Below are 21,579 nucleotides of genomic sequence, written 5' to 3' on the forward strand. Positions count from 1 at the left end.
AACACCAGGCAAAGAAAGCCCTGTCGGGCAGGCAGTGACTGCCCGACATGTGCGTTTCAGGGATGACGCCAAGGGCGTTAAAAGCATCGGTTCTTTATTGCAAGAAAGCCCAATGGAAAAAGCTCAGGCATTTGAAAACCGTGTCCTCGAGAAGCTCAATGCAGGTAAAACCGTGCGCAGCTTCCTGATGACGTCCGTCGAATTACTGGCCGAAGCGCTGGATATTCTGGTGGTGCAGGTTTTCCGCAAAGACGATTACGCGGTAAAATACGCGGTCGAACCGTTGCTGACCGGCACCGGTCCGCTGGGCGATCTGTCCGTGCGTCTGAAACTGATTTATGCGCTGGGTGTCATCAGCCGTCATGAATATGAAGATGCGGAATTATTGATGGCGCTGCGTGAAGAGCTGAACTACGACGGCGAAGAGTACCGGTTTACCGACGATGAAATTCTGGGGCCGTTCGGAGAGTTGCACTGCGTAACCGAGCTACCGCCTGCGCCGACCTTCCTGAAACCCGGTGAAGCCGACGAATCGCTGATCGCCATGCAACGCCAGCGTTATCAGCAAATCGTCCGCTCCACCATGGTGCTTTCCGTGACCGGCCTTATCGCCCACATCAGCAATCAGCAGCCCTCACGTCTGTCCCCCGTTCAGAAATAACGTGACTACATCATGGCATGGCGCACTTCGCCGACCAGCAGCCACAGCGCGGTAAGCGCCATCATGCCGCCCATGACTGTATTGAACAGTTTCAGTTTCCACTCAACGCGTAACGCCTGACGTAACCTGTCACCCATCACCACCCACACCAGAATGCACGGCAGGTTGATCAGCGCGAAGCCGATGCAAATCAGCAGCGTGTGATGCAGCATATTGCCATCCGGGGGCGTAAACAGAATCGCCACGTTGGTCGCCATCAGCCAGGCTTTCGGGTTGATCGCCTGAAACAGCGCGCCGCCGACCATGTTCATCGGTTGCTGTTTCTCACCTTCTTTTGGCGTGCCGGAACGGTAGATTTTCCACGACAGCCAGAACAAATAGGCACAGCCGACGGCCGCCATCGGCAGGCGTACGGCGTTCATCCAGCTCAGTAAAATCGCCAGCATTGAGGTCATCAGCGCACATTGCACGACGCAGCCGAGTGTTATCCCGAGCATCATCGGCACGCTGCGGCGCAGCCCGAAATTCACGCCGGAAGCCGCCAGCAGCAGATTGTTCGGACCCGGTGTAATCGACATCACGGTGACGTAACTGACAAAAGCGGTATCTATCATTTTTGTTTTCCTGCTCCCCTGTATTCCAGAGAACCAGAATAAAGCGTTGCAGGAGAGGGTAACAGAACCAGAAATACGCTATTGTCAGGGTTACAGATTGAGATGACGCACACTGTACCCCTCCCTTTTTCACGGAACTGACACCATGACTGATACCGCGGATCTGACTGACACTCGTTACAACCAGCTGGCGGAACAACTTGCCGAAGCCATCCGCCGTGGCACGCTCGCGCCGGGCAGTCGTTTGCCGTCGGTGCGACGCAGTGCGCAGACCTGGTCAGTCAGTATTAATACCGTGGTGGCGGCGTACCGGCGGCTGGAAGATCGCGGGTTTATCGAGGCGCGGCCGCAGTCCGGTTTTTACGTCCGTGCGGCGCTGCCTGCGCTCGAACAGCATCAGCCGCAGGAGCAGCAACATACGCAGGCGGCGGAACCGGCGGATGAAGTGCTCGATCTCATCGACAAAGTGTTCGCCGCGCAAATCGACCCGACCTACACCAATCTTTCGCTGGCTTGCCCGCAGTCCAATGACTTTTATCCGAGCGGAAAACTGGGGCGTATTATGTCGTCTCTGCTGCGCCGCCAGCCCAATCTGATTGGCCAGTATGCGCTGCCACCAGGGCATCCACCGCTGCGACAGCAAATCGCCCGCCGGGCGCTGACGCTGGGGATGATTTTAGAGCCGACTGACATCACCATCACGCACGGTTGTATGGAAGCGTTACAACTGGCGCTGCGCGTCACCACGCAACCCGGCGACAGTGTGGGGCTGGAGACGCCGACTTATTTCTATCTGCTGCCGCTGCTCGCCAGTCTGGGGCTGAAGGCGGTGGAAATCCCGACCGATCCGCAAACCGGCCTTTCGCTGGACGTGCTGGAAATGCTGCTCAGCGAAAAACGTCTGAACGCGGTGATCGCCATGCCGACGGCGCAGAATCCGCTGGGCTTCACCATGCCGTTAGCCGCGAAAAAACGGCTGGCGCGGATGATGAACGATCATCAGGTACCACTGATTGAAGATGGCCTGTATGCGGAAATTCAGTTCGGCGCGACGCTGTCCCCGGCGGTGAAAGCGTTTGACCGCGATGGCTGGATCCTGTTTTGCACCAGTTTTACCAAAACGCTGGCGCCAGATTTTCGTATCGGCTGGATGGAGGGGGGGCGCTTTGCCGCGAAGCTGCACAAGCTGAAAGCGGTCTCATCGATGGCTGAATCTGCGCTGCTCTCGCAAACGCTGACGGTGTTTCTGGAGTCAGGCGGCTATGACCACCATCTGCGTGCGCTGCGCCGCCGGTATGCCTCACAGGTCGAGCAGGCGCGTGCGCTGATCGCCCTGCATTTCCCGCAGGGAACGCGTGCCACACAACCGGCGGGCGGCTTCGTGATTTGGGTGGATTTCCCGGCGGGCGTCGATTGCGTGGCGTTATTCCGCCAGCTATTAGAGGATAAAATCTGCATGACGCCAGGCCAGCTTTATTCGCCGAGCGGCCGTTACACCAATGGCCTGCGGCTATCCTGTTGTTATGTGTTCGACACGCGGTATATTTCGGCCATGGTCCGCATTGGCCAGCGCGCCTGTGAGATGTGCGGTTTGCCTCCGGGGCTGGCAGAATCGCAGGAGTGAGCTGAAGAATTGCCCACTTCCTGATACACTGACGGTTATTATTCCCAATTTACAGTTTTGCCCGCTGCGGCATGAACGGATCTGACACCATGAAAGAAATCGAAAAAGCCGAGATTAAACGCCTCAGCGACATGCTTGATGCCCTGAATCACAAAGACCCTACGGTTATCCAGCAGGGTAATTCTGATCTCATCGCCAAGCACGAAGAAGAGAAAGAAAAGCTGGCCGCTGAAATTGCGCGCCTGAAAGATGTGCGGGTCAAAAAACTCAGCACCGAAGCGCAGAAGCTGGAGCAGTTGCCGTTCAGCCGTGAAATCACTAAGAAAGAACAGGCTGATATGGGCACGCTGAAGAAAACCGTACGCGGTATCGTGGTCGTTCACCCGATGACCGCGCTGGGACGCGAAATGGGCCTGAAAGTGGTAACCGGTTTCGCTAAAAAAGCGTTCTGATTTTTAACGCCCTCCCCTGCGAAGGGGAGGGTTGGGGTATTAATGGCCTCTCTGCCGTTTGCAATACCCCCTCCCTGCCTCCCACCCTTGCAGGGGGAGGAGCAAGACCCTACTTCCCAAACAATCTCCGTCCAAAATCCTCAATCTTGCGGTTCACCAGACGCATCTGCATCGTCTTGCTCCAGCTGGCAGAAATCCCTGCGGCTGACATCAGACGGCGATATTGTTCTTCATCGAACGGCATGTGAAACGCGATAGAAATCGCCTCAGCGACTGAGACGTCGCTGTTGCGCGTCAGCAACTCCAGCGGACGATCGCCGCTGATATTTCCGCTGCCCACCACGCGATACAACCAGCCGCAGCGCCCGCTGCTTTGCAGTAAAGGCGACAGATTTTTGCAGTCGAGAAAATGGTTCAGCTTATAGCAGGGCGCACGTGGCTGCGTGACCTGAATCAGCGCCTCGCCCCAGCGGAAGATATCGCCGATAAACACATTCTCTTCAGTCATGCCCAGCGTGGAAAGGTTCTCGCCAAACGCGGGCGGATGAAAGCGCTCTTCTTCTTCAGGAAATTGCTGACGCAGCCAGGCGTAATGCTCGCGTGGAAAATGACACAGCGCGCGATCCGCGCCGCCGTGATAAGACGTTTCGGCGTGCTGATCGCCTTCTAGGCCCAGATGCGTTAATGGTATGCCGCCGTTGACCTGACGTTTGGCAATTGCGCTTGGTGAGTAATCGGGGTAGCTCTCAACAGTACCAATGTAGACGTCGGGATAATGCATAAGATCTCCGCTTGGAATCAGTCGTTGACCTCAGCATAACCTGCATCCCATGCCGTGAGTAGGAAGAATCACCCCGCGCGCCATCGGGGAGAAAGCGCGCAGGGCGAAAAGAGGGATCAGAAAGTTTCCCAGTTTTCCTGGCTGGTTTTGTTCTGCACCGGAGAAAGCGCCGGGCGACGCAGCGCATTGGCCGCCGGTGCGTGCTCCATATTGCGGTTATCCGCCAGACGGAATACCGAGACCGCCTGCGTCAGCGTAGCCGCCTGATCTTCCAGAGAATCTGCGGCAGCAGAAGACTGCTCCACCAGCGCGGCGTTCTGCTGGGTGGTGCTGTCCATCTCGACGATAGCCTGAGAAATCTGGCTGATGCCGCGGCTTTGCTCGTCAGACGCCGAAGCAATTTCACCCATAATATCGCGCACGTGCGAAACCGATTTAACGATGTCCTGCATGGTGCGACCGGTGTTTTCCACCAGTTTCGCGCCGGTATTGACGCGCTCGACCGATTCGGCAATCAGCCCTTCGATTTCTTTCGCGGCCTGCGCACTGCGCTGTGCCAGCGTGCGGACTTCAGAGGCAACCACCGAGAAGCCGCGCCCTTGTTCTCCGGCTCTTGCTGCTTCGACTGCGGCGTTCAGCGCCAGAATGTTGGTCTGGAAGGCGATGCCGTTGATCACTGAAGTAATTTCAGCAATACGCTTCGAACTCCCGGAAATCTGTTGCATGGTGTCGACAACGTCGCTGACCTGCTTACCGCCGAGCGTGGCAGTGCCGGAGGCTTCACTGGCAAGTTTGCTGGCGTGATGCGCGTTATCGGCGTTCTGTTTCACCGTTGCGCTCAGTTCTTCCATGCTGGCTGCCGTCTCTTCCACCGCAGCGGCCTGCTGTTCGGTGCGTGATGACAAATCGGTATTTCCGGCGGCGATTTCGGCCGCCGCGTGGGAAACCTGCGTCACGCCCGAGCGGATTTCGTAAATCATGGTGCTGAGGTTCTGGCTCATCGCCGCAACCGCATTCATCAGCATGCCCAGCTCGTCGCGACGCGTCGTCGGATGTGCTGCGGTCAGATCACCTTTGGCAATCAGCTCGGCGGTCTGCAAGGTGGCGCGCAGCGGCTGAGTAATCTGACGGGTGATGCGCCATGCGATTAAAATCCCGGCCAGCAGCACTGTCAGCGTTATCACCATCATCATTAACTGTGCACGGCTGATATCAGTGTGTGTATTTGCCAGCTCATTTTTGAAGATTTTTCCCACCAGCGTATTCATCTCACTGGCTTTGACCGACAGCACCTGCGAGTTCTGCTGTTCTTCATCATAGGCAGGCATGTAGGCGACGACGTGGCTTTTATAGTCGGCCAGCGCGGTCATCAGCGGAGCCAGTGTGGCCTGCTGATTCGGCAGTAACAGCGCGTTCAGTTTTTTGGCGTTCGCCTGCGTATCATCAATGGCCTTCAGCAACGTGGTTTCGGATTCTTTATCCATGTTCAGCAACAGGCCTCGCACGTAGTAACGCACGCTGATCAGTTTCTGAATCACTTCCGCCAGAGACAAGCGGATGGAAGGATCGGCATCTTCCACGCGCAGCTGATCTTGCAGGCGTTTCACTACCGCTTCGGTTTCAGAAAGATTCCAGCTGGCACGCACGGCGTCTTTCATATCGACGGCCTTTTTAAACGCGTCCTGCGCCTGCTGATATTCCCGGATTTTCACCGGCACCTGATCGAGATTCGCCTGGCTGGTGGCATCCCATTCCAATGTGCCTTTAGATTGGGCAATCAGCTGCGAAAGCGCGTTGATTTTGTCCTGATTCTGCTGGAGATAGACGGGATCGTACTTAAGCTGATACAGCGTGCGGCTCAGACGCGCGTCGTTGAGTAACGCATTCATCTGATTACTAAAATCGACTTTCTCAGCCCGCTGGCTGATGTCATTAAGTTTGACCATGCCTGCCACGGTGATCACGGCGGCGATCAATAATACCAATCCGAATCCCAGACCCAGTTTGGTGCCCACCTTGAGATTATTCATCCACTGCGAAAGACCCGTGCCGTTACCCATAATCGTTCTCCGTAGTACATCCCTGCGAAAATTAGCGGTTTTGTAACGCCTTTGTGAACAATCTATCGGTGGAGTAAAAATAAACTTTATAGGTGCTGCGGGGTATTTTTGATAAATGAGAGCGAAGTCGGAAAAAAGCGGGGTAAATAAAAATGATTCACTTGATTATGGTGATCAGGGTAACGTTTTCAGCATATTACACGCATAAAAAAGGCGGGTCACAGACCCGCCATTGGCGAAAACATCGTGCCCGTTAAGGGCGGCAGGGCGAAATTATTTCGCTTCAGCCAGACGTTTTTCTGCTTCGTCCCAGTTCACAACATCCCAGAATGCTTTGATGTAGTCAGGGCGTTTGTTCTGATATTTCAGGTAGTAAGCATGTTCCCAAACGTCCAGACCCAGCAGCGGGTAACCGGAAGCGCCAGAAACGGCTTCGCCCATCAGCGGGCTGTCCTGGTTAGCCGTTGAAACTACGGCCAGTTTGCCGTCTTTCAGAACCAGCCACGCCCAGCCTGAGCCGAAACGAGTGGTTGCTGCTTTTTCGAAAGTCTCTTTGAACGCGTCAACGCTGCCGAAATCGCGCTCGATAGCGGATTTCAGTTCACCCTGTAAGGTGGTGCCGGTTTTCAGGCCTTTCCAGAACAGGCTGTGGTTAGCGTGGCCACCTGCGTTATTACGCAGTGCGACTTTCTTATCCGCAGGGACTTTGTCCAGGTTCGCGATCAGCTCTTCAACAGAAAGTTTTGCCAGTTCTGGCAGACTTTCCAGTGCAGCGTTAGCGTTGTTCACGTAAGCCTGATGATGTTTAGAGTGATGGATTTCCATCGTTTCTTTGTCGAAATGCGGTTCGAGTGCGTCGTATGCGTAAGGCAGTGATGGCAGTGAATAACTCATGTTCATCGTCTCCATAGTGTAGGGCGGCACCGTCATTGTGAGCACCGCGTAATCAGTCGGATCATTATAGTTAATTAAATGATATTGAAAATGATTATCTATGCTCCGCACTTTGTGCGGGTACTTGTAAGCCCCTGTTATACGGGGCTTAGAACCAGATAACAGCAGCGAATCCGAAATTGTCTAAAGGCACGCGGTGCTTAGTGGGCTTACCTCAACAGTTCTTGAGGAAATAGCGATAGCTGAAATCATCTAAGGGTTCTGTTTCCGGATTTCTGTGCTGGAACAGTTGCGCTTCACGCTTACGGCGTGCGGTTCTGATACCCAGATTTAGTCCGTACAACTCAAGAGTAACATGTGCTCGGTGACAGTTTTCCGCACTGGCGAGTGGGGAAACTTCTATTTCACCCGTCAGATAATTCGCCACGAAATAATCATCAAAATGATATTCAAGATCGTCAGGGTTAAGCAGTGCGGGATCGTACCGGCTGCCTTTCTGGCTCTGACAGCGGTCGCAGCAGGGATAAAGATTCGCCCAGTGAAATGCCAGTTCAGGAAAGGCGTGGCGTTCTTTTGGTTTGAAGTGTTCGATAGTCTGGCGGCTTTCCGCACCCGTTAGTCCGTCACAGAATGCACAATGCTGAAGGCTGGATTCGAATAATTTTTGACGGACGTTTTCGTAGCATTTGGGTGAATACCACTTAAAACCCTTGTCACCGGAGCAGTAGCGATCTGTCCACTCTTCCCAGCGCAAAGCGAGACATGCCGGGGAGGCATCCCTAATAAATGTGTACATGCAAAAAATCCTTATTTTGCTTTGGTCAGCCGTGCAATTTGGCGCATTTCCATCAAAATGATGGCGTCGACTTCTTCACTTATTTCACTCAGTTTTTCCGCACAGACTTTCAGTGCACGGATGTCCTGAGGATCCTTTAGATAGGCGTTCCGCAATTGATAAAAATGTTCCAGCTGTTTTTCAGTTTCGATATCAAACTGTTCTTTCACTTCGAAAACTTCTTCCAGAATCACCTGGTAACTTTTCCCGCCTGAGGATTCTGTCGGCGTAATCACCTCGGCAATATGCGGATCCCGGCAAACCAAACGTTGCGGATCCGGCAACCTATAAACCCAGGCATCTTCCACAGAACCGACGACAAACGGCGAGTGGGAGGAAACAAACACCTGCGCATTGGGCAGCAGTTTTTGAATCGCCGGAAGAATGCGGCGCTGCCATTTCGGATGCAGATGAATATCGACTTCATCGAGGAATAAGATGATCGGTTGCGAGAAAATATCGCGACTTTCTTTCCACGGGATGGCTTCGAGACGCAGGGCGAGATCGGAGATCCAGCCGATGATGGATTTCAGACCGTCGGGTAAGACATTAAGTGATACGTTCTCATTATCAATTTTTAGCGTCACCGCCAGAGGACTGCGTTCTAAACGTAATACCACATCCAGATCGCAAACCGTTTTGATAAACTGGCTGATGCGAGCTAGCGCGATGTCGTACTTTTTGCCTTCTTCTAATTCCCCATCCTGATTTGCCAACGCTGTTTTAGTTCGGTTATTGGCAATCCATTGAGCGACAATTTTTGGACGAACAGTTGAGTTGAATGACAGCGCATTTTCGAAAGGAGATGCTGTGATTTCTTCAATCGTGGAAATATCAAATTTTTCATAAGGATTTGACTGGCCAGAGTATGCGAAAGCCGCGAAATTCATAGGGGAAAACTCCCTAAACGACGGATCTGCTGAAGCCAAAAGATAGTAATCTGATATTAAGTCTTTATCATCAGTATTGGACAACTGACCGAATTGATTATTAAAAGAAAAATTGATACGTGCAGAATAGTTCCTCAACCGACTTTTTAATAATTCTGATCCGCCAGTTAAATAAGCTCCCCCCGGTTTACCCTCAAACACCGCCGCCAGCGCATACAGCAACGTACTTTTCCCGCAGCCGTTCGGGCCGGTGAAGATATGAATCTCCGCCTTTTCAGCATCGGCTTCGGCGCTTTTGATCGGTGGGAAATCAAAATGCGTATTCTCGAATACGCCCACATCCCTGAGAGTTATGCTTTCCAGACGGTACGGTTGCCGCATTTGATTTCCTTATAATTATTCCGATGGATAACTGTTCAAATTCTGCGCTGAGTTTACCGCAGTCTTTGAGGATGCGTATACACCGTCGCGCGGCCGGGTTTGCTGAAACCGACCAGCGTCAGATTGCATTTTTCAGCGACGTCGACGGCAAGCGTCGTGGCGGCGGAAACGGCGAACAGGATTTCGATGCCGCACATCGCGGTTTTCTGCACCATTTCATAGCTGGCGCGGCTGGACACCAGTGCGGCACCTGTTTTCCATCCGCTTTGCTTTTCACGCAGGCCGAGCATTTTGTCGAGTGCCACGTGACGTCCCACGTCTTCGCAGCCACCTAATAATTCACCCTGCGACGTTATCCACGCGGCGGCGTGCGTGCAGCCGGTCAGCTGGCCAATTTCCTGCACGGATTTCAACTGACTCAGCGCCTTATCCAGATTTGCCAGTTCAAACGTTTGGGTAAACGGCAACGGCGCGAGCGGACGGAATAAATCACCCAACTGCTCGATGCCGCAAACGCCGCAACCGGTGCGGCCCGCCATGGCGCGACGTCGTTCTTTCAGCCCGGCAAAACGGCGGCTCGATAACTCGATGTTAACTTCAATACCGTTACAGTTTGGTGTCACGTCCAGCCCGTAAATATCCGCAGCCGATTCAATAATTCCTTCCGACAGCGAGAATCCCAGCGCAAAGGCTTCGAGATCTTTCGGCGACGCCATCATCACCACATGCGAAATCCCGTTATAGACCAGCGCAACGGGCACTTCTTCTGCAATCCAGTCGTCTTCCAGTTCGCCAGGATGTGTGCGCTGCATCACCGGTTTTTGGCTGGCTCCGATGATCTGAGTCACTTTTTTATCATCTTTTTTGCCCAGTTCGTTTACTTGATGGACATCCATTAGCAATAACCTTATAAACATTCCGGCTACATAAGCCGTACAAAAAAAATGGGTATCTGGCTTGGATTTTACCGCTTCCGCGTCTGACGGGGAAAGCGACAATTTGAAAAGCAATGTGTTAACAAATGATGGGAAGGAGTCTTTCATGCAAGTCAGCAGAAGACAATTATTCAAAATATGTGCAGGCGGTATGGCCGGCACCACGGCGGCTTTATTGGGTTTTACCCCGACACTGGCGCTGGCCGAAACGCGTCAGTACAAACTGCTGCGTTCGCGCGAAACCCGTAATAACTGTACTTATTGTTCGGTCGGTTGCGGAATGCTGATTTACAGCCAGGGCGATGGCGCAAAAAATGTCACTGAGAACATTTTCCACGTCGAGGGTGATGCCGATCATCCGGTCAGTCGTGGCTCGTTGTGCCCGAAAGGCGCTGGCGTGCTGGATTACATTCACAGCGAAGGGCGCCTGAAATATCCGGAATATCGCGCGCCGGGCTCTGATAAATGGCAGCGCATGAGCTGGGACGAGGCGATTTCCCGTATCGCCCGCCTGATGAAAGATGATCGCGATGCCAACTTCGTCGAGAAAAACGACAACAACGTGACGGTCAACCGCTGGCTGACCACCGGGATGCTCTGTTCCTCTGCGGCCAGTAACGAAACCGGCCTGCTGGATCAGAAATTTACCCGCGCGCTCGGGATGGTTGCTATCGACTGTCAGGCGCGTCTGTGTCACGGCCCGACCGTCGCCGCCTTAGCGCCAAGCTTTGGACGCGGGGCGATGACCAACAACTGGGTAGACATTAAAAACGCCAACGTGATTTTAATCATGGGCGGAAATGCTGCCGAAGCGCATCCGGTCGGATTCAAATGGGTGATTGAGGCAAAAACCAAAAATAACGCCAAAGTCATCGTTGTCGATCCGCGCTTTAACCGCAGCGCCGCTGTGGCCGATATCTACGCACCTATCCGCGCCGGTTCCGACACCGCCTTCCTGCTCGGCATGATCAACTACCTGATTACACATAATAAAATTCAGACCGACTACGTCAGGGAATACACCAACGCCAGCCTGCTGGTGCGGGAAGATTATGCGTTTAACGACGGCCTGTTCAGCGGCTTCGACGCCGCGAAGAAAGCCTATAACAAAGACAGCTGGCACTATCAGCTGGATGAAAACGGCGTCGCGAAACAGGATAAAACCTTGCAGGATCCGCGCTGCGTGTGGAATCTGCTGAAAGAGCACGTCTCCCGGTATACGCCGGAGCTGGTGGAGCGCCTGTGCGGCACTTCGAAAGAAGATTTCCTGCTGATAAGCTCGATTCTGGCGGAAACCTGCGCGCGCGACAAAACCTCGACCATCCTGTATGCCTTGGGCTGGACGCACCACACCGGCGGCGCGCAAACCATCCGCTGTGCGGCGATGATCCAGCTGCTGCTCGGCAACATCGGGATGCCCGGCGGCGGCGTCAATGCGCTGCGTGGCCACTCGAATATTCAGGGGTATACCGACCTCGGTTTACTTTCCCTGAACCTGCCGGGCTATATGCCGCTGCCGTCGGAAAAACAGACCAAACTGACGGATTACCTGAAACAAATCACGCCGGGGCCGCTGGTCGAAAATCAGGTCAACTTCTGGAAAAACACGCCGAACTTCTTCGTCAGCATGATGAAAAGCTTCTGGGGCGACAACGCCACGGCGCAGAACGACTGGGGTTTTGACTGGCTGCCGAAATGGGACAAAAGCTACGACGTGATGCAACAGGCCGAGCTGATGACCGAAGGCAAACTGAACGGTTATATCGTGCAGGGCTTCAACCCGCTGGCGGCGTTCCCGGACAAAAATAAATCCTCGCGTGCGCTCTCAAAACTGAAATACATGGTGGTGATCGACCCGCTGGTGACCGAGTCCTCGAACTTCTGGCAAAACCACGGCGCGATGAACGACGTCAGCACCGCCGATATTCAGACCGAAGTGTTCCGTCTGCCGTCATCCTGTTTTGCGGAGGAAAACGGCTCGATTGTGAACTCCGGCCGCTGGTTGCAATGGCACTTCCAGGCCTCTGAGCCGCCGGGTGAAGCGCTGCACGACGGCAAAATCATCGCCCGCCTGTTCATGAAACTGCGCGAGCTGTACCAGAAAGAAGGCGGTGCGAACCCGCTGCCGGTGATGAATATGGCGTGGGATTATCAGGATCCGCTTGACCCGCTGCCGGAAGAAATCGCCCGTGAAGCTAACGGCAAAGCACTGGCAGATATTCATGACGAACAGGGCAATCTTGTGGCGAAAAAAGGTCAGCAACTCTCGACCTTCGCCCATCTGAAAAACGACGGTACCACCGCCAGTTTCTGCTGGATTTATGCCGGCAGCTGGACCGAAGCCGGTAATCAGATGGCGCGCCGCGATAACGCCGATCCGTCCGGTCTGGGCTGCACGTCCGGCTGGGCATGGGCATGGCCGCTGAACCGCCGCATTCTGTATAACCGCGCGTCCGTTGACCCGCAGGGCCAGCCGTGGGATCCCAAACGCGAAATTATCCGCTGGGATGGCGCGAAGTGGATCGGTTTTGACGTGCCGGATTACAGCAACGCTGCGCCGGGCAGCGGCGTCGGGCCTTTCATCATGCAGCAGGAAGGCGTCGGACGTCTGTTCTCTACCGATAAAATGGCCGACGGCCCGTTCCCTGAGCATTACGAACCGATCGAATCGCCGATTGGCACCAATCCGCTGCACCCGAATGTTATCTCTAACCCGGTCGCGCGTATTTTTGCCAGCGATGTGCCGAATATGGGCACGGCGAAGGATTTCCCGTACGTCGCTACCACGTATTCGATCACCGAATTGTTCCGCCACTGGACCAAGCACGCGCTGCTGAACGCCATCGCGCAGCCTGAGCAGTTTATCGAGATCGGCGAAAGTCTGGCCGCCTCGAAAGGCATCGCGCAGGGCGACGAAGTCAAAGTGTCTTCAAAGCGCGGTTTCATCGTGGCGAAAGCCGTGGTCACCAAACGCATCCGTCCGCTCACTATCGACGGGAAACACGTCGATACCATTGGCATTCCTTGCCACTGGGGCTTTGAAGGCGCCACGCGCAAAGGCTATTTAGCCAATACGCTGACGCCGTCGGTCGGTGACGCTAACTCGCAAACGCCGGAGTTTAAGGCGTTCCTGGTTAACGTGGAAAAGGTCTAACGGAGGCGAATCATGGCAATGCAATCTCAGGACATACTTCGTAAGTCCGCAACTAACGGGTTCACGCCAGCGCCGCGTGCCCGCGATCATCAGCAGGAAGTGGCGAAGCTTATCGACGTCACCACCTGCATAGGCTGCAAAGGCTGTCAGGTCGCCTGTTCCGAATGGAACGACCTGCGCGACGACGTTGGCATCAACACCGGCGTGTACGACAATCCGATGGATCTCAGTGCGAAATCCTGGACGGTGATGCGTTTCTCGGAAGTCGAGGAAAACGGCAAGCTGGAATGGCTGATCCGCAAAGACGGCTGTATGCACTGCGCCGATCCGGGCTGTCTGAAAGCCTGCCCGGCGGAAGGCGCGATCCTGCAATACGCCAACGGCATCGTCGATTTTCAGTCTGAGCACTGCATCGGCTGCGGCTACTGCATCGCCGGTTGCCCGTTCAACGTGCCGCGCATCAACAAACAGGACAACCGTGCCTACAAATGCACGCTGTGCGTCGACCGCGTGAGCGTGGGTCAGGAACCGGCCTGCGTGAAAACCTGCCCGACCGGCGCGATCCACTTCGGCACCAAAGAGGAGATGAAATACCTCGCCGCAGAGCGCGTCAGCGAGCTGCAGGGGCGCGGTTTTGAACATGCCGGACTGTACGATCCACAAGGCGTCGGCGGCACGCACGTCATGTACGTGCTGCATCACGCCGATAAACCGGAGCTGTATCACGGTCTGCCGAAAGATCCGGCGATCAGTGCGGCAGTAACGTTATGGAAAGGTGTCTGGAAACCTCTCGCAGCCGTCGGATTTGCGGTGACCTTTGCTGCTGCCGCCTTCCACTTCCTCGGCGTAGGACCTAACTATGTGAAAGAGGAAGAAGAGCATGATGACGAGGAGAAAAAACCATGAAAAAAGAAAAAATGATCCAACGTTACAGCCTGATGGAACGCCTCAATCACTGGACCGTCGCGTTCTGTTTTGTGACGCTGGCGCTCAGCGGTCTGGGGTTCTTTTTTCCTTCGTTTAACTGGCTGATGAACATTTACGGCACGCCGCAGCTGGCGCGTATTCTCCATCCGTTCTTCGGCGTGGTGATGTTCGTCTCGTTCCTCGGGATGTTCTTCCGCTACTGGAAGCACAACCTGCCGGAAAAAGACGATCTGGTCTGGGCGAAAAATATCGACAAAGTGCTGACTAACCATGAAGTGGGCGACACAGGCCGCTATAACTTTGGCCAGAAATGCGTGTTCTGGGCAGCGATCAGTTGCCTGGTTCTGCTGATGGCTAGCGGCGTCATTATCTGGCGTCCGTGGTTTGCGGATTTCTTTCCTATCCCACTGATTCGTCTCGCCCTGCTGGTGCATTCGCTGGCAGGTATCGGGCTGATTCTGGTCATCATCATGCACGTGTACGCCGCGACCTGGGCGAAAGGTTCTATCGATGCGATGACCGGCGGTAAAGTGCCGGCATCCTGGGCGAAGTACCACCATCCACGCTGGTATCGCGAAGAGCTGGCGAAGCAGAAGCAAAAAGACGAAGACGAGAGGAAAGCCGGATGAGCATCCAGATTGTCCCGCAGGACCAACTGGCCGACGGCAAAAAAACGGCGGGAAACATCCCGCCGGTGCTGTTCGCCAACCTCAAAACCCTGTATCAGCACCGCGCCGATCGTCTGCGCAAGCTGGCAGAAGACAGCCCGCTGGACGGGTATTTGAACTTTGCCGCGTCGGTGTGCGAAGCGCAGCAACGTGTGCTGACGGAGTTTCCGCTGAATATCGATCTCAGCGAAGAATTGCAAAAAGCCGCTGGAAAACCGCCGCTCGATTGCCATTTGTTTCCCCGTACTCCGCACTGGCTGCGGTTGCTGGACGCGCTGATCGTCGTGCTCAAACCGCAGTCCTCCGGCCCGGTACAGGCCGTGCTTGGACGCCTTGAACATGCACCCAGTCTGCAACGCGAAATGATGGCGACGCAGTTGCTGAATCAGGATTTCACGCACGTTCCTGCTGATAAAGCGCCATTTATCTGGGCCGCGCTTTCGCTCTACTGGGCGCAAATGGCAGCGCAGCTGCATGGCGTCGGGCGCGCAGATTACGGCGAAAACCGTCAGTTCTGTCCGGTTTGCGGCAGCGTGCCGGTCTCCGGGGTGATCGCGATGGGCACGATCAGCGGCCTGCGTTATCTGCACTGCAATCTGTGCGAAAGCGAATGGCACGTCGTGCGCGCCAAATGCAGCAACTGCGACGAGATGGGTAATCTGCACTACTGGTCTGTGACGGACGGTTCCGTTGAGAATGAACAGGCAGCGGTGAAGGCCGAAACCTGCGACGACTGCGGCGCTTATCTGAAAGTCATCTATCAGGAAAAAGATCCGCAGGCCGAGGCGGTTGCGGACGATCTCGCCACGCTGTTGTTAGACGATCGTATGGAAGACAAGGGCTTCACCGGCAGCGGCATCAATCCGTTTCTGTTTCCCGCGCAGTAATCTCTGAATCTGGCAGCCGCCGCGTGATGGAAAGAAAGGCGTGCGGCTGCTAGGTTTAATAGAGGTTCCGGTGAAAAGTGGAGGGTCTGATGAAGTTGATCGGCAGCTATACCAGCCCGTATGTGCGAAAAATTTCCGTGATGTTGCTGGAAAAGGGCATCCCGTTCGATTTTATCAATGACATCCCCCATGAGCCGGGCTGCAAAATCACCCAGTTCAATCCCCTTGGGAAAGTGCCCGCGCTGGTTACCGACGAGGGCGAAGTGTTTTACGATTCCCCGATCATTGTTCAGTTCATCGAGCTATTGAACGTCGCCCCGACGTTGTTGCCGTGGCAGCCACTGGAAGCCCTGCGGGTGAAGCAAATCGAAGCGCTGGCCGATGGCGTGACCGACGCCGCCGTGGCGCTGGTACTGGAAGGCCGTCGCGATCCGGATAAACGTAACGAAGCCTGGGTTTTGCGTCAGCGTGAAAAGCTGCTGCGTGGGCTGGACGCGCTGGAAAAACTCGCCGGGAAACGCACGTTGCTCAATTCTCAAAGCCTTAACGTGGCCGATATTGCCGTCGCCTGTTCGCTGGGATACATCAACTTTCGCCGTATCGCACCGGGCTGGTGTGTCGAGCGTCCGGAGCTGATTAAACTGGTCGAACGCCTGTTCCAGCGCGAGAGTTTTGCGCGCACTACACCCCCCGGAGGCGGTACTGCCAGCTTTGCAGTGAAAAAGGTGTGAGGCCGCTCGAAGAGTTCTCTTTACATCCCACCGGATAAGCGTCCACGGCCTACGCTTTATGCAGCGCATTGCTAAAACCTGCTGCATAAAGGAGTCCCATCATGGCTTATGATAAAAATCCTCATGCCGTCAAACCGGAAGAATACGGTTTCCCGCTCAAACTCAAAAAACAATACGAAAACTTCATTGGCGGTGAATGGGTCGCGCCGGTGAAAAATGAGTATTACGACAATCTGACGCCGGTGACCGGCGAAGTGCTGTGCAAAGTGGCGAGTTCCAGCACCGACGATATCGAGCTGGCGCTGGTTGCCGCGCATAATGCCAAAGGGGAATGGGGCAAAATGCCGGTGCAGCAGCGGGCGAATTTACTGCTTAAAGTCGCCGATCGCATGGAACAAAACATCGAACTGCTGGCTAACGCCGAAACCTGGGATAACGGAAAACCGATCCGCGAAACCAGCGGTGCGGACGTTCCGCTGGCTATCGATCATTTCCGCTATTTCGCGTCCTGCATCCGCGCACAGGAAGGGGGGATCAGCGAAATCGACAGCGAAACTGTCGCTTACCATTTCCATGAACCTCTGGGCGTCGTGGCGCAAATCATCCCGTGGAACTTCCCGCTGCTGATGGCCTGCTGGAAAATGGCACCGGCGCTGGCTGCCGGTAACTGCATTGTTCTCAAACCGGCTAAACTCACGCCGCTTTCCGTACTGCTGCTGATGGAGCTGGTGCAGGACATTCTGCCGCCGGGCGTCATCAACGTGGTCAACGGCGCGGGCGGCGAAATTGGCGAATATCTGGCCACCTCCAAACGTATTGCCAAAGTCGCGTTCACCGGTTCGACCGAAGTCGGCCAGCAAATTGCCGGTTACGCCGCGCAGAATCTGATCCCGGCCACGCTGGAGCTGGGGGGGAAATCGCCAAATATTTTCTTCGCTGATGTGATGGATAAAGAAGACGAGTTCTTCGACAAAGCGCTGGAAGGCTTCGCGCTGTTTGCCTTTAATCAGGGTGAAGTCTGTACCTGTCCGAGCCGCGCGCTGGTGCAGGAATCCATCTATGAACGCTTCATGGAGCGTGCGATTAAGCGCGTCGAGGCCATCAAAACCGGCAACCCGCTGGATATGGAAACGCAGATGGGCGCGCAGGTCTCTGCCGGACAGATGAAAACCATTCTGGACTACATTGAAATCGGTAAAAAAGAGGGCGCGGAAGTGCTGACCGGCGGCGCGAAGAAAAAGCTGGAAGGCTCGCTCAACGAAGGTTATTACCTGCAACCGACCATCCTGCTGGGTAAAAACAACATGCGCGTCTTCCAGGAGGAAATCTTCGGACCGGTGCTGGCGGTGACGACATTTAAAGATATGGATGAAGCGCTGCAAATTGCCAACGATACCGCCTACGGGTTGGGGGCGGGCGTCTGGAGCCGCGACGGCAACGTGGCGTATCACATGGGGCGAAACATTCAGGCGGGACGCGTCTGGACCAACTGCTACCACGCCTATCCGGCGCACGCCGCCTTCGGTGGCTACAAGCAGTCAGGCCTTGGCCGTGAAACGCATAAAATGATGTTGGATCACTATCAGCAAACGAAATGTTTACTCGTTTCCTATTCAAGCAAACCGATGGGGTTATTCTAAGCACCGGGCAGTCTGCTAAACCCCCTCCCGGCCTCCCCCTTCGCAGGGGGAGGAGCAAAAACGCGATCTGCTCCCTCCCCTGCGAAGGGGAGGGGTGGGGTATTAATGGCGACTCAGAACGAAATCAAATCACGCCATTCGGCGGCATTACTACCTGACGGCTGCGCAGGAAAAACACCACCAGCGCCAGCCACGAAAGGCCGCTTAACAGGTTGAACATATTGAACATTCCCGCACCGCCTTCAACGTAAGCCACTTTCGCAAGCTCTATCCCAAGTGTGAAAATCATCATGCTGATGACACCCATCGCCGCAGAAACCGTGCCTTTGCTCATGTCGCTGGAGAACAATGTCAGGCGGTACAGACCGGCGTTTGCCACACCGATCCCAAAAGCATACAGGCTCAGACCGGCGGTCATCCACAGATAGGCGTGAGAGGAGACCACTGTCGCGGCGGCGGCGATCAGCAGGCCGAACACCATCGGACCCGCGCCCAGTTTGATCAAATATTCCACCGTGCGTTTTCCGGTCAGACGCGCCAGCGTGACGTTACCGACGATCAGCGCACCGAAAATCGGCACCTGCAACAGGCCGTAATCGTAGGTCGAAAGCCCTTCACCACTGATCAAAATCACCGGCGATTGTGCGATCCACGTCAGCAGCGGCAGGCTGGCAAAGCCAATCGCCAGCGCGCCGCACACGAACTGACGGTTCTTCAGCACGTGTTTGTAATCGCGCAGCAGGCTTGGCATGGAGAACGGTTCGCCAAGGCGCGATGCGGTTTCTGGCATCGATTTCCACAGACCCCATAGCGCAATGGCGGCGAGCGCGGCGAAAATCACGAACATTAGTTGCCACGGCGCGACGTGGATCAACGCAGCACCGGCCAGCGGGCCGAGCAGCGGGGCTATCAACGCCACGTTTGCCATCATCGCAGTGATTTTAATGCACACCGATTCCTCGAAGGATTCCTGTATCGCGGCGTAACCCACCGCGCCGATAAAGCACAGGCTGATGCCTTGCAGAAAACGCATCACCATAAACTGTTCAATGTTCTGCACGAACAAAATCGCCAGGCAGGTGATGATAAAAAAGATGACGCCGGTAAGCATGACCGGACGACGTCCGCGGCGGTCAGACAGTGGCCCGAGCAGCCATTGCAGGAACATCCCGCCGGCAAGATACGCGGTCATCGAGGTAGGCACCCACTCTTCACCGGCGTTGAAATTGGCCACGACAGCCAGCATGCCCGGTTGGATCATATCGTTGCCGATATAGGTCGCGAATTCGAACAGCACCAGACACAGAGGGAACAGAAGCGCCTGCCGCCCCAGAAGGGACGCAGTATTTGGAGAATTATGCATTTTTGTTATTTCACAGACTGAGGCTAATTGTTTGAAAATTAGCGAAATAGTAGAGACTGTCCGGGCGGGTTTCGCAAGCGAGGCAGTAATGTTGGCTATTTTGCCCATTTTTTGAGCGCGGTGCAATCCTCGGATTCACCTTCAGCACAATCTGAGAATGGTACTTTTGCCTTGTTAGCCGTCTGAAAGCTGGATAGGCTGCAAACACCACATCAACGGGAAGGAATTTGCGGGTCATGAGCGAAAAAATAAGCTGGATAGATAATCTGCGCGCGCTCGCCTGCATGATGGTAGTGATGGTCCACGCCAGCACCTCGCTGGTGGTAAATTTCGCGGCGGTACATACCGCGGAGTGGACGGTGGCAAACCTGCTTAATTCGGCGTCGCGTGTTTGCGTGCCGCTGTTCTTCATGATTTCCGGGGCGCTGTTTTTTGGCGAGAGAAGCGCACAAAAACGGCATTTTCTGCGCGTAACGCTCTGCCTGTTGTTCTACAGCGCTGTCTCGCTGCTCTACATTCTCACCATGACAAAAATCGGGTTTTGGCCGTCTCTGCGGCTGATAGTGGAAAAACCGGTGTTTTATCACCTTTGGTTTTTCTACGCCATCATCGTAATTTATCTGCTTTCCCCGCTGATTCACGTCAAAGCAGTCTCCGGAAAATATTTGCTGATTGCCGGTATCCTGCTCGGCGTACTGGCGAATCCGCAACTGCCGGCGCTGAACTGGCAGAAAATCCATCTTTTACCGCTGGATCTGTATATCGGCGGCGATACGTTTTATTACGTCCTCTACGCCCTGATGGGACGCGCCATCAGCCAGCTCGACACCCGAAAATCTGGCATCACGCTGGCCGCCGCCGCTATTTTCGTTCTCAGCACACTGGCCATCGCCGCAGGCACTTACCGGCAGATGCAGATCAACCAGAACTTCGCCGACACCTTTTACGTCTACAGTGGCCCGCTGGTGTTTATCTCGGCGATGGCGCTATTTGTGACATTTAAAAATGCGCTATCAAACAGCATCCTGCCGGGATTTAGCTTGATCTCCCGGCATTCTCTGGCTATCTACGGCTTTCACGCATTGATCATTATTGCCCTGCGTAGCCGTCACCTCGATTTACCACAGTTTCCGCTGCTTAACGTCGCGTACCTGTTTATCTGCGGTTTGGGCGGTGGATTAGGGCTGGCGATGTTATTAGCGAAAATCGATCGGCGGAAGTGGGTGAGCTGAGGGTAAACTGAAATTAATTTACCTCGTGAATCTATCTTAACTATATTATTGATTCGTGTTTAATTATTGATTGTTATATTTAAAGTTAAAAATGAGTTTCAGTAATAATCTATCTTAGATACTAAATTCGAAGTCATTTCGATTTGTATATTTCATTATATTTACGTGAAAGACACAGTTACTATTTTGCCTCATTTATTTGAGCATATGACGATGAACCTATGGCCACCCTTTGAAATTAACGGTGTTCGCTACGTGCTGGACCACCTTAGGGCCACAACTCTGACTGCCGTGAGGCCTGCCAGTAGTCATTTCGCTTCCCGTAGTATCCGCGTATTTATTATTTTTAGTGATCATTGTTTTACGGCACATACGGCAGTGTCCGAAAATTGGGTTTATCCCTATAGTATCGGGCGTCATAAACGTTATTTTTGCCATGAACGTTATTCTTGCTCAAAGCATTTACCTGAACTTGTTATTAAGCTTATTAATGACAATGCAATACTCGGCAGAACATTGCATCAACACCATGAAACTTTTTCTATCTTGAAGAATATTTTATGGGCGTGGATTATCGTTTATTTTTTGAAATAACCCAAAGCCAGCATCCCTGCAGTGAAATACGTTTAAAAGTGACTACTGCATATCCTTTGGAAAAATGGGCAGCGCCGGTGGGAACCACAGGCCGGTTTAGCTTTTGGCATATATTTGATGCAAGACTCAATGGATTAAAACTGCCGACAAGGCGCAGATAGCAAAAAAGCGACTTAGCGTCGCTTTTTTGTCATTTCCTGCACTATCAGGTGGAGGTCTTTAGAAAACTTTCTTATCGCGGCACGGCCAGCGGCCT

The 21,579-nt window shown here is 54.1% G+C and carries 18 protein-coding genes; 10 read left to right on the forward strand and 8 right to left on the reverse strand.

Annotated elements, in window-relative coordinates:
* Nucleotides 1-112: 112 nt before the first annotated feature.
* Entirely contained in the window at nt 113-661 is a 549-nt protein-coding gene (locus ACMHLI_RS13835; RefSeq protein WP_056775860.1) for an MltR family transcriptional regulator, read from the forward strand.
* 5 nt (nt 662-666) lie between these two features.
* Here ACMHLI_RS13835 and ACMHLI_RS13840 read toward each other — a convergent pair whose 3' ends face one another.
* Nucleotides 667-1,275 carry a LysE family translocator gene (locus ACMHLI_RS13840; RefSeq protein WP_413529963.1) on the reverse strand — a complete coding sequence of 203 codons (609 nt, stop codon included), beginning with the start codon at nt 1,273-1,275 and terminating at the stop codon, nt 667-669.
* A 145-nt stretch (nt 1,276-1,420) separates the two neighbouring features.
* Here ACMHLI_RS13840 and ACMHLI_RS13845 point away from each other — a divergent pair, with 145 nt between their 5' ends.
* Both ACMHLI_RS13845 and ACMHLI_RS13850 read left to right on the forward strand, forming a co-directional pair.
* Nucleotides 1,421-2,899, forward strand: a complete 1,479-nt coding sequence (locus ACMHLI_RS13845; protein ID WP_413529964.1) for a PLP-dependent aminotransferase family protein — start codon at nt 1,421-1,423, stop codon at nt 2,897-2,899.
* Nucleotides 2,900-2,988: 89 nt separating this feature from the next.
* A complete protein-coding gene (locus ACMHLI_RS13850; RefSeq protein ID WP_112165309.1) occupies nt 2,989-3,351 on the forward strand; it encodes a YibL family ribosome-associated protein in 363 nt (120 codons plus the stop codon).
* 109 nt (nt 3,352-3,460) lie between these two features.
* On the opposite strand, the gene yiiM is transcribed toward ACMHLI_RS13850, so the two are convergent.
* From yiiM to fdhD, 6 genes are all read right to left on the reverse strand, one after another.
* Nucleotides 3,461-4,132, reverse strand: a complete 672-nt coding sequence (gene yiiM / locus ACMHLI_RS13855; protein WP_413529965.1) for a 6-hydroxyaminopurine reductase — start codon at nt 4,130-4,132, stop codon at nt 3,461-3,463.
* A 116-nt stretch (nt 4,133-4,248) separates the two neighbouring features.
* The gene (locus ACMHLI_RS13860; RefSeq protein WP_413529966.1) at nt 4,249-6,192 is read right to left on the reverse strand and encodes a methyl-accepting chemotaxis protein; all 1,944 of its coding nucleotides are present in this window, start codon (nt 6,190-6,192) and stop codon (nt 4,249-4,251) included.
* 273 nt (nt 6,193-6,465) lie between these two features.
* Complete coding sequence (gene sodA / locus ACMHLI_RS13865) at nt 6,466-7,086, reverse strand: superoxide dismutase [Mn] (protein WP_413529967.1); 621 nt, start codon at nt 7,084-7,086, stop codon at nt 6,466-6,468.
* A gap of 214 nt (nt 7,087-7,300) precedes the next feature.
* Nucleotides 7,301-7,882 carry a hypothetical protein gene (locus ACMHLI_RS13870; protein ID WP_413529968.1) on the reverse strand — a complete coding sequence of 194 codons (582 nt, stop codon included), beginning with the start codon at nt 7,880-7,882 and terminating at the stop codon, nt 7,301-7,303.
* A gap of 11 nt (nt 7,883-7,893) precedes the next feature.
* A complete protein-coding gene (locus ACMHLI_RS13875) occupies nt 7,894-9,192 on the reverse strand; it encodes an AAA family ATPase (protein WP_413529969.1) in 1,299 nt (432 codons plus the stop codon).
* 53 nt (nt 9,193-9,245) lie between these two features.
* Nucleotides 9,246-10,088: a formate dehydrogenase accessory sulfurtransferase FdhD gene (gene fdhD, locus ACMHLI_RS13880; protein WP_413529970.1), complete on the reverse strand. Its 843-nt coding sequence runs from the start codon at nt 10,086-10,088 to the stop codon at nt 9,246-9,248.
* 145 nt (nt 10,089-10,233) lie between these two features.
* On the opposite strand from fdhD, the gene fdnG reads away from it, so the two are divergent.
* The 6 genes from fdnG to ACMHLI_RS13910 all read left to right on the forward strand — a co-directional run bounded on the left by fdnG (nt 10,234) and on the right by ACMHLI_RS13910 (nt 18,134).
* A complete protein-coding gene (gene fdnG, locus ACMHLI_RS13885) occupies nt 10,234-13,281 on the forward strand; it encodes a formate dehydrogenase-N subunit alpha (RefSeq protein WP_413529971.1) in 3,048 nt (1,015 codons plus the stop codon).
* A gap of 12 nt (nt 13,282-13,293) precedes the next feature.
* A complete protein-coding gene (gene fdxH, locus ACMHLI_RS13890; protein ID WP_413529972.1) occupies nt 13,294-14,187 on the forward strand; it encodes a formate dehydrogenase subunit beta in 894 nt (297 codons plus the stop codon).
* Nucleotides 14,184-14,837 carry a formate dehydrogenase cytochrome b556 subunit gene (gene fdoI, locus ACMHLI_RS13895; protein WP_413529973.1) on the forward strand — a complete coding sequence of 218 codons (654 nt, stop codon included), beginning with the start codon at nt 14,184-14,186 and terminating at the stop codon, nt 14,835-14,837. The genes fdxH and fdoI overlap by 4 nt, the downstream gene beginning before the upstream one ends.
* Nucleotides 14,834-15,763 carry a formate dehydrogenase accessory protein FdhE gene (gene fdhE / locus ACMHLI_RS13900; protein WP_413529974.1) on the forward strand — a complete coding sequence of 310 codons (930 nt, stop codon included), beginning with the start codon at nt 14,834-14,836 and terminating at the stop codon, nt 15,761-15,763. The genes fdoI and fdhE overlap by 4 nt, the downstream gene beginning before the upstream one ends.
* An 89-nt stretch (nt 15,764-15,852) precedes the next feature.
* A complete protein-coding gene (locus ACMHLI_RS13905) occupies nt 15,853-16,494 on the forward strand; it encodes a glutathione S-transferase (protein WP_413529975.1) in 642 nt (213 codons plus the stop codon).
* A gap of 101 nt (nt 16,495-16,595) precedes the next feature.
* Nucleotides 16,596-18,134: an aldehyde dehydrogenase family protein gene (locus ACMHLI_RS13910; RefSeq protein ID WP_413529976.1), complete on the forward strand. Its 1,539-nt coding sequence runs from the start codon at nt 16,596-16,598 to the stop codon at nt 18,132-18,134.
* A gap of 124 nt (nt 18,135-18,258) precedes the next feature.
* Here ACMHLI_RS13910 and ACMHLI_RS13915 read toward each other — a convergent pair whose 3' ends face one another.
* Complete coding sequence (locus tag ACMHLI_RS13915) at nt 18,259-19,497, reverse strand: MFS transporter (protein ID WP_413529977.1); 1,239 nt, start codon at nt 19,495-19,497, stop codon at nt 18,259-18,261.
* A 236-nt stretch (nt 19,498-19,733) separates the two neighbouring features.
* On the opposite strand from ACMHLI_RS13915, the gene ACMHLI_RS13920 reads away from it, so the two are divergent.
* Complete coding sequence (locus tag ACMHLI_RS13920) at nt 19,734-20,729, forward strand: acyltransferase (RefSeq protein ID WP_413529978.1); 996 nt, start codon at nt 19,734-19,736, stop codon at nt 20,727-20,729.
* Nucleotides 20,730-21,579: the final 850 nt, after the last annotated feature.

Origin of the sequence: Rahnella inusitata (genome assembly GCF_965118895.1) — a bacterium.
Classification (GTDB): Bacteria; Pseudomonadota; Gammaproteobacteria; order Enterobacterales; family Enterobacteriaceae; genus Rahnella; species Rahnella inusitata_A.

What these genes read in the sequence shown, in the direction of transcription:
- fdnG (WP_413529971.1), top strand. Translation starts at nt 10,234, where the DNA reads ATGCAAGTCAGCAGAAGACAATTATTCAAAATATGTGCAGGCGGTATG.
- ACMHLI_RS13875 (WP_413529969.1), bottom strand. Translation starts at nt 9,192, where the DNA reads ATGCGGCAACCGTACCGTCTGGAAAGCATAACTCTCAGGGATGTGGGC.
- ACMHLI_RS13910 (WP_413529976.1), top strand. Translation starts at nt 16,596, where the DNA reads ATGGCTTATGATAAAAATCCTCATGCCGTCAAACCGGAAGAATACGGT.
- sodA (WP_413529967.1), bottom strand. Translation starts at nt 7,086, where the DNA reads ATGAGTTATTCACTGCCATCACTGCCTTACGCATACGACGCACTCGAA.
- ACMHLI_RS13860 (WP_413529966.1), bottom strand. Translation starts at nt 6,192, where the DNA reads ATGGGTAACGGCACGGGTCTTTCGCAGTGGATGAATAATCTCAAGGTG.
- fdhE (WP_413529974.1), top strand. Translation starts at nt 14,834, where the DNA reads ATGAGCATCCAGATTGTCCCGCAGGACCAACTGGCCGACGGCAAAAAA.
- ACMHLI_RS13850 (WP_112165309.1), top strand. Translation starts at nt 2,989, where the DNA reads ATGAAAGAAATCGAAAAAGCCGAGATTAAACGCCTCAGCGACATGCTT.
- ACMHLI_RS13920 (WP_413529978.1), top strand. Translation starts at nt 19,734, where the DNA reads ATGAGCGAAAAAATAAGCTGGATAGATAATCTGCGCGCGCTCGCCTGC.
- ACMHLI_RS13840 (WP_413529963.1), bottom strand. Translation starts at nt 1,275, where the DNA reads ATGATAGATACCGCTTTTGTCAGTTACGTCACCGTGATGTCGATTACA.
- ACMHLI_RS13845 (WP_413529964.1), top strand. Translation starts at nt 1,421, where the DNA reads ATGACTGATACCGCGGATCTGACTGACACTCGTTACAACCAGCTGGCG.
- fdxH (WP_413529972.1), top strand. Translation starts at nt 13,294, where the DNA reads ATGGCAATGCAATCTCAGGACATACTTCGTAAGTCCGCAACTAACGGG.
- ACMHLI_RS13915 (WP_413529977.1), bottom strand. Translation starts at nt 19,497, where the DNA reads ATGCATAATTCTCCAAATACTGCGTCCCTTCTGGGGCGGCAGGCGCTT.
- yiiM (WP_413529965.1), bottom strand. Translation starts at nt 4,132, where the DNA reads ATGCATTATCCCGACGTCTACATTGGTACTGTTGAGAGCTACCCCGAT.
- fdoI (WP_413529973.1), top strand. Translation starts at nt 14,184, where the DNA reads ATGAAAAAAGAAAAAATGATCCAACGTTACAGCCTGATGGAACGCCTC.
- ACMHLI_RS13835 (WP_056775860.1), top strand. Translation starts at nt 113, where the DNA reads ATGGAAAAAGCTCAGGCATTTGAAAACCGTGTCCTCGAGAAGCTCAAT.
- ACMHLI_RS13870 (WP_413529968.1), bottom strand. Translation starts at nt 7,882, where the DNA reads ATGTACACATTTATTAGGGATGCCTCCCCGGCATGTCTCGCTTTGCGC.
- fdhD (WP_413529970.1), bottom strand. Translation starts at nt 10,088, where the DNA reads ATGGATGTCCATCAAGTAAACGAACTGGGCAAAAAAGATGATAAAAAA.
- ACMHLI_RS13905 (WP_413529975.1), top strand. Translation starts at nt 15,853, where the DNA reads ATGAAGTTGATCGGCAGCTATACCAGCCCGTATGTGCGAAAAATTTCC.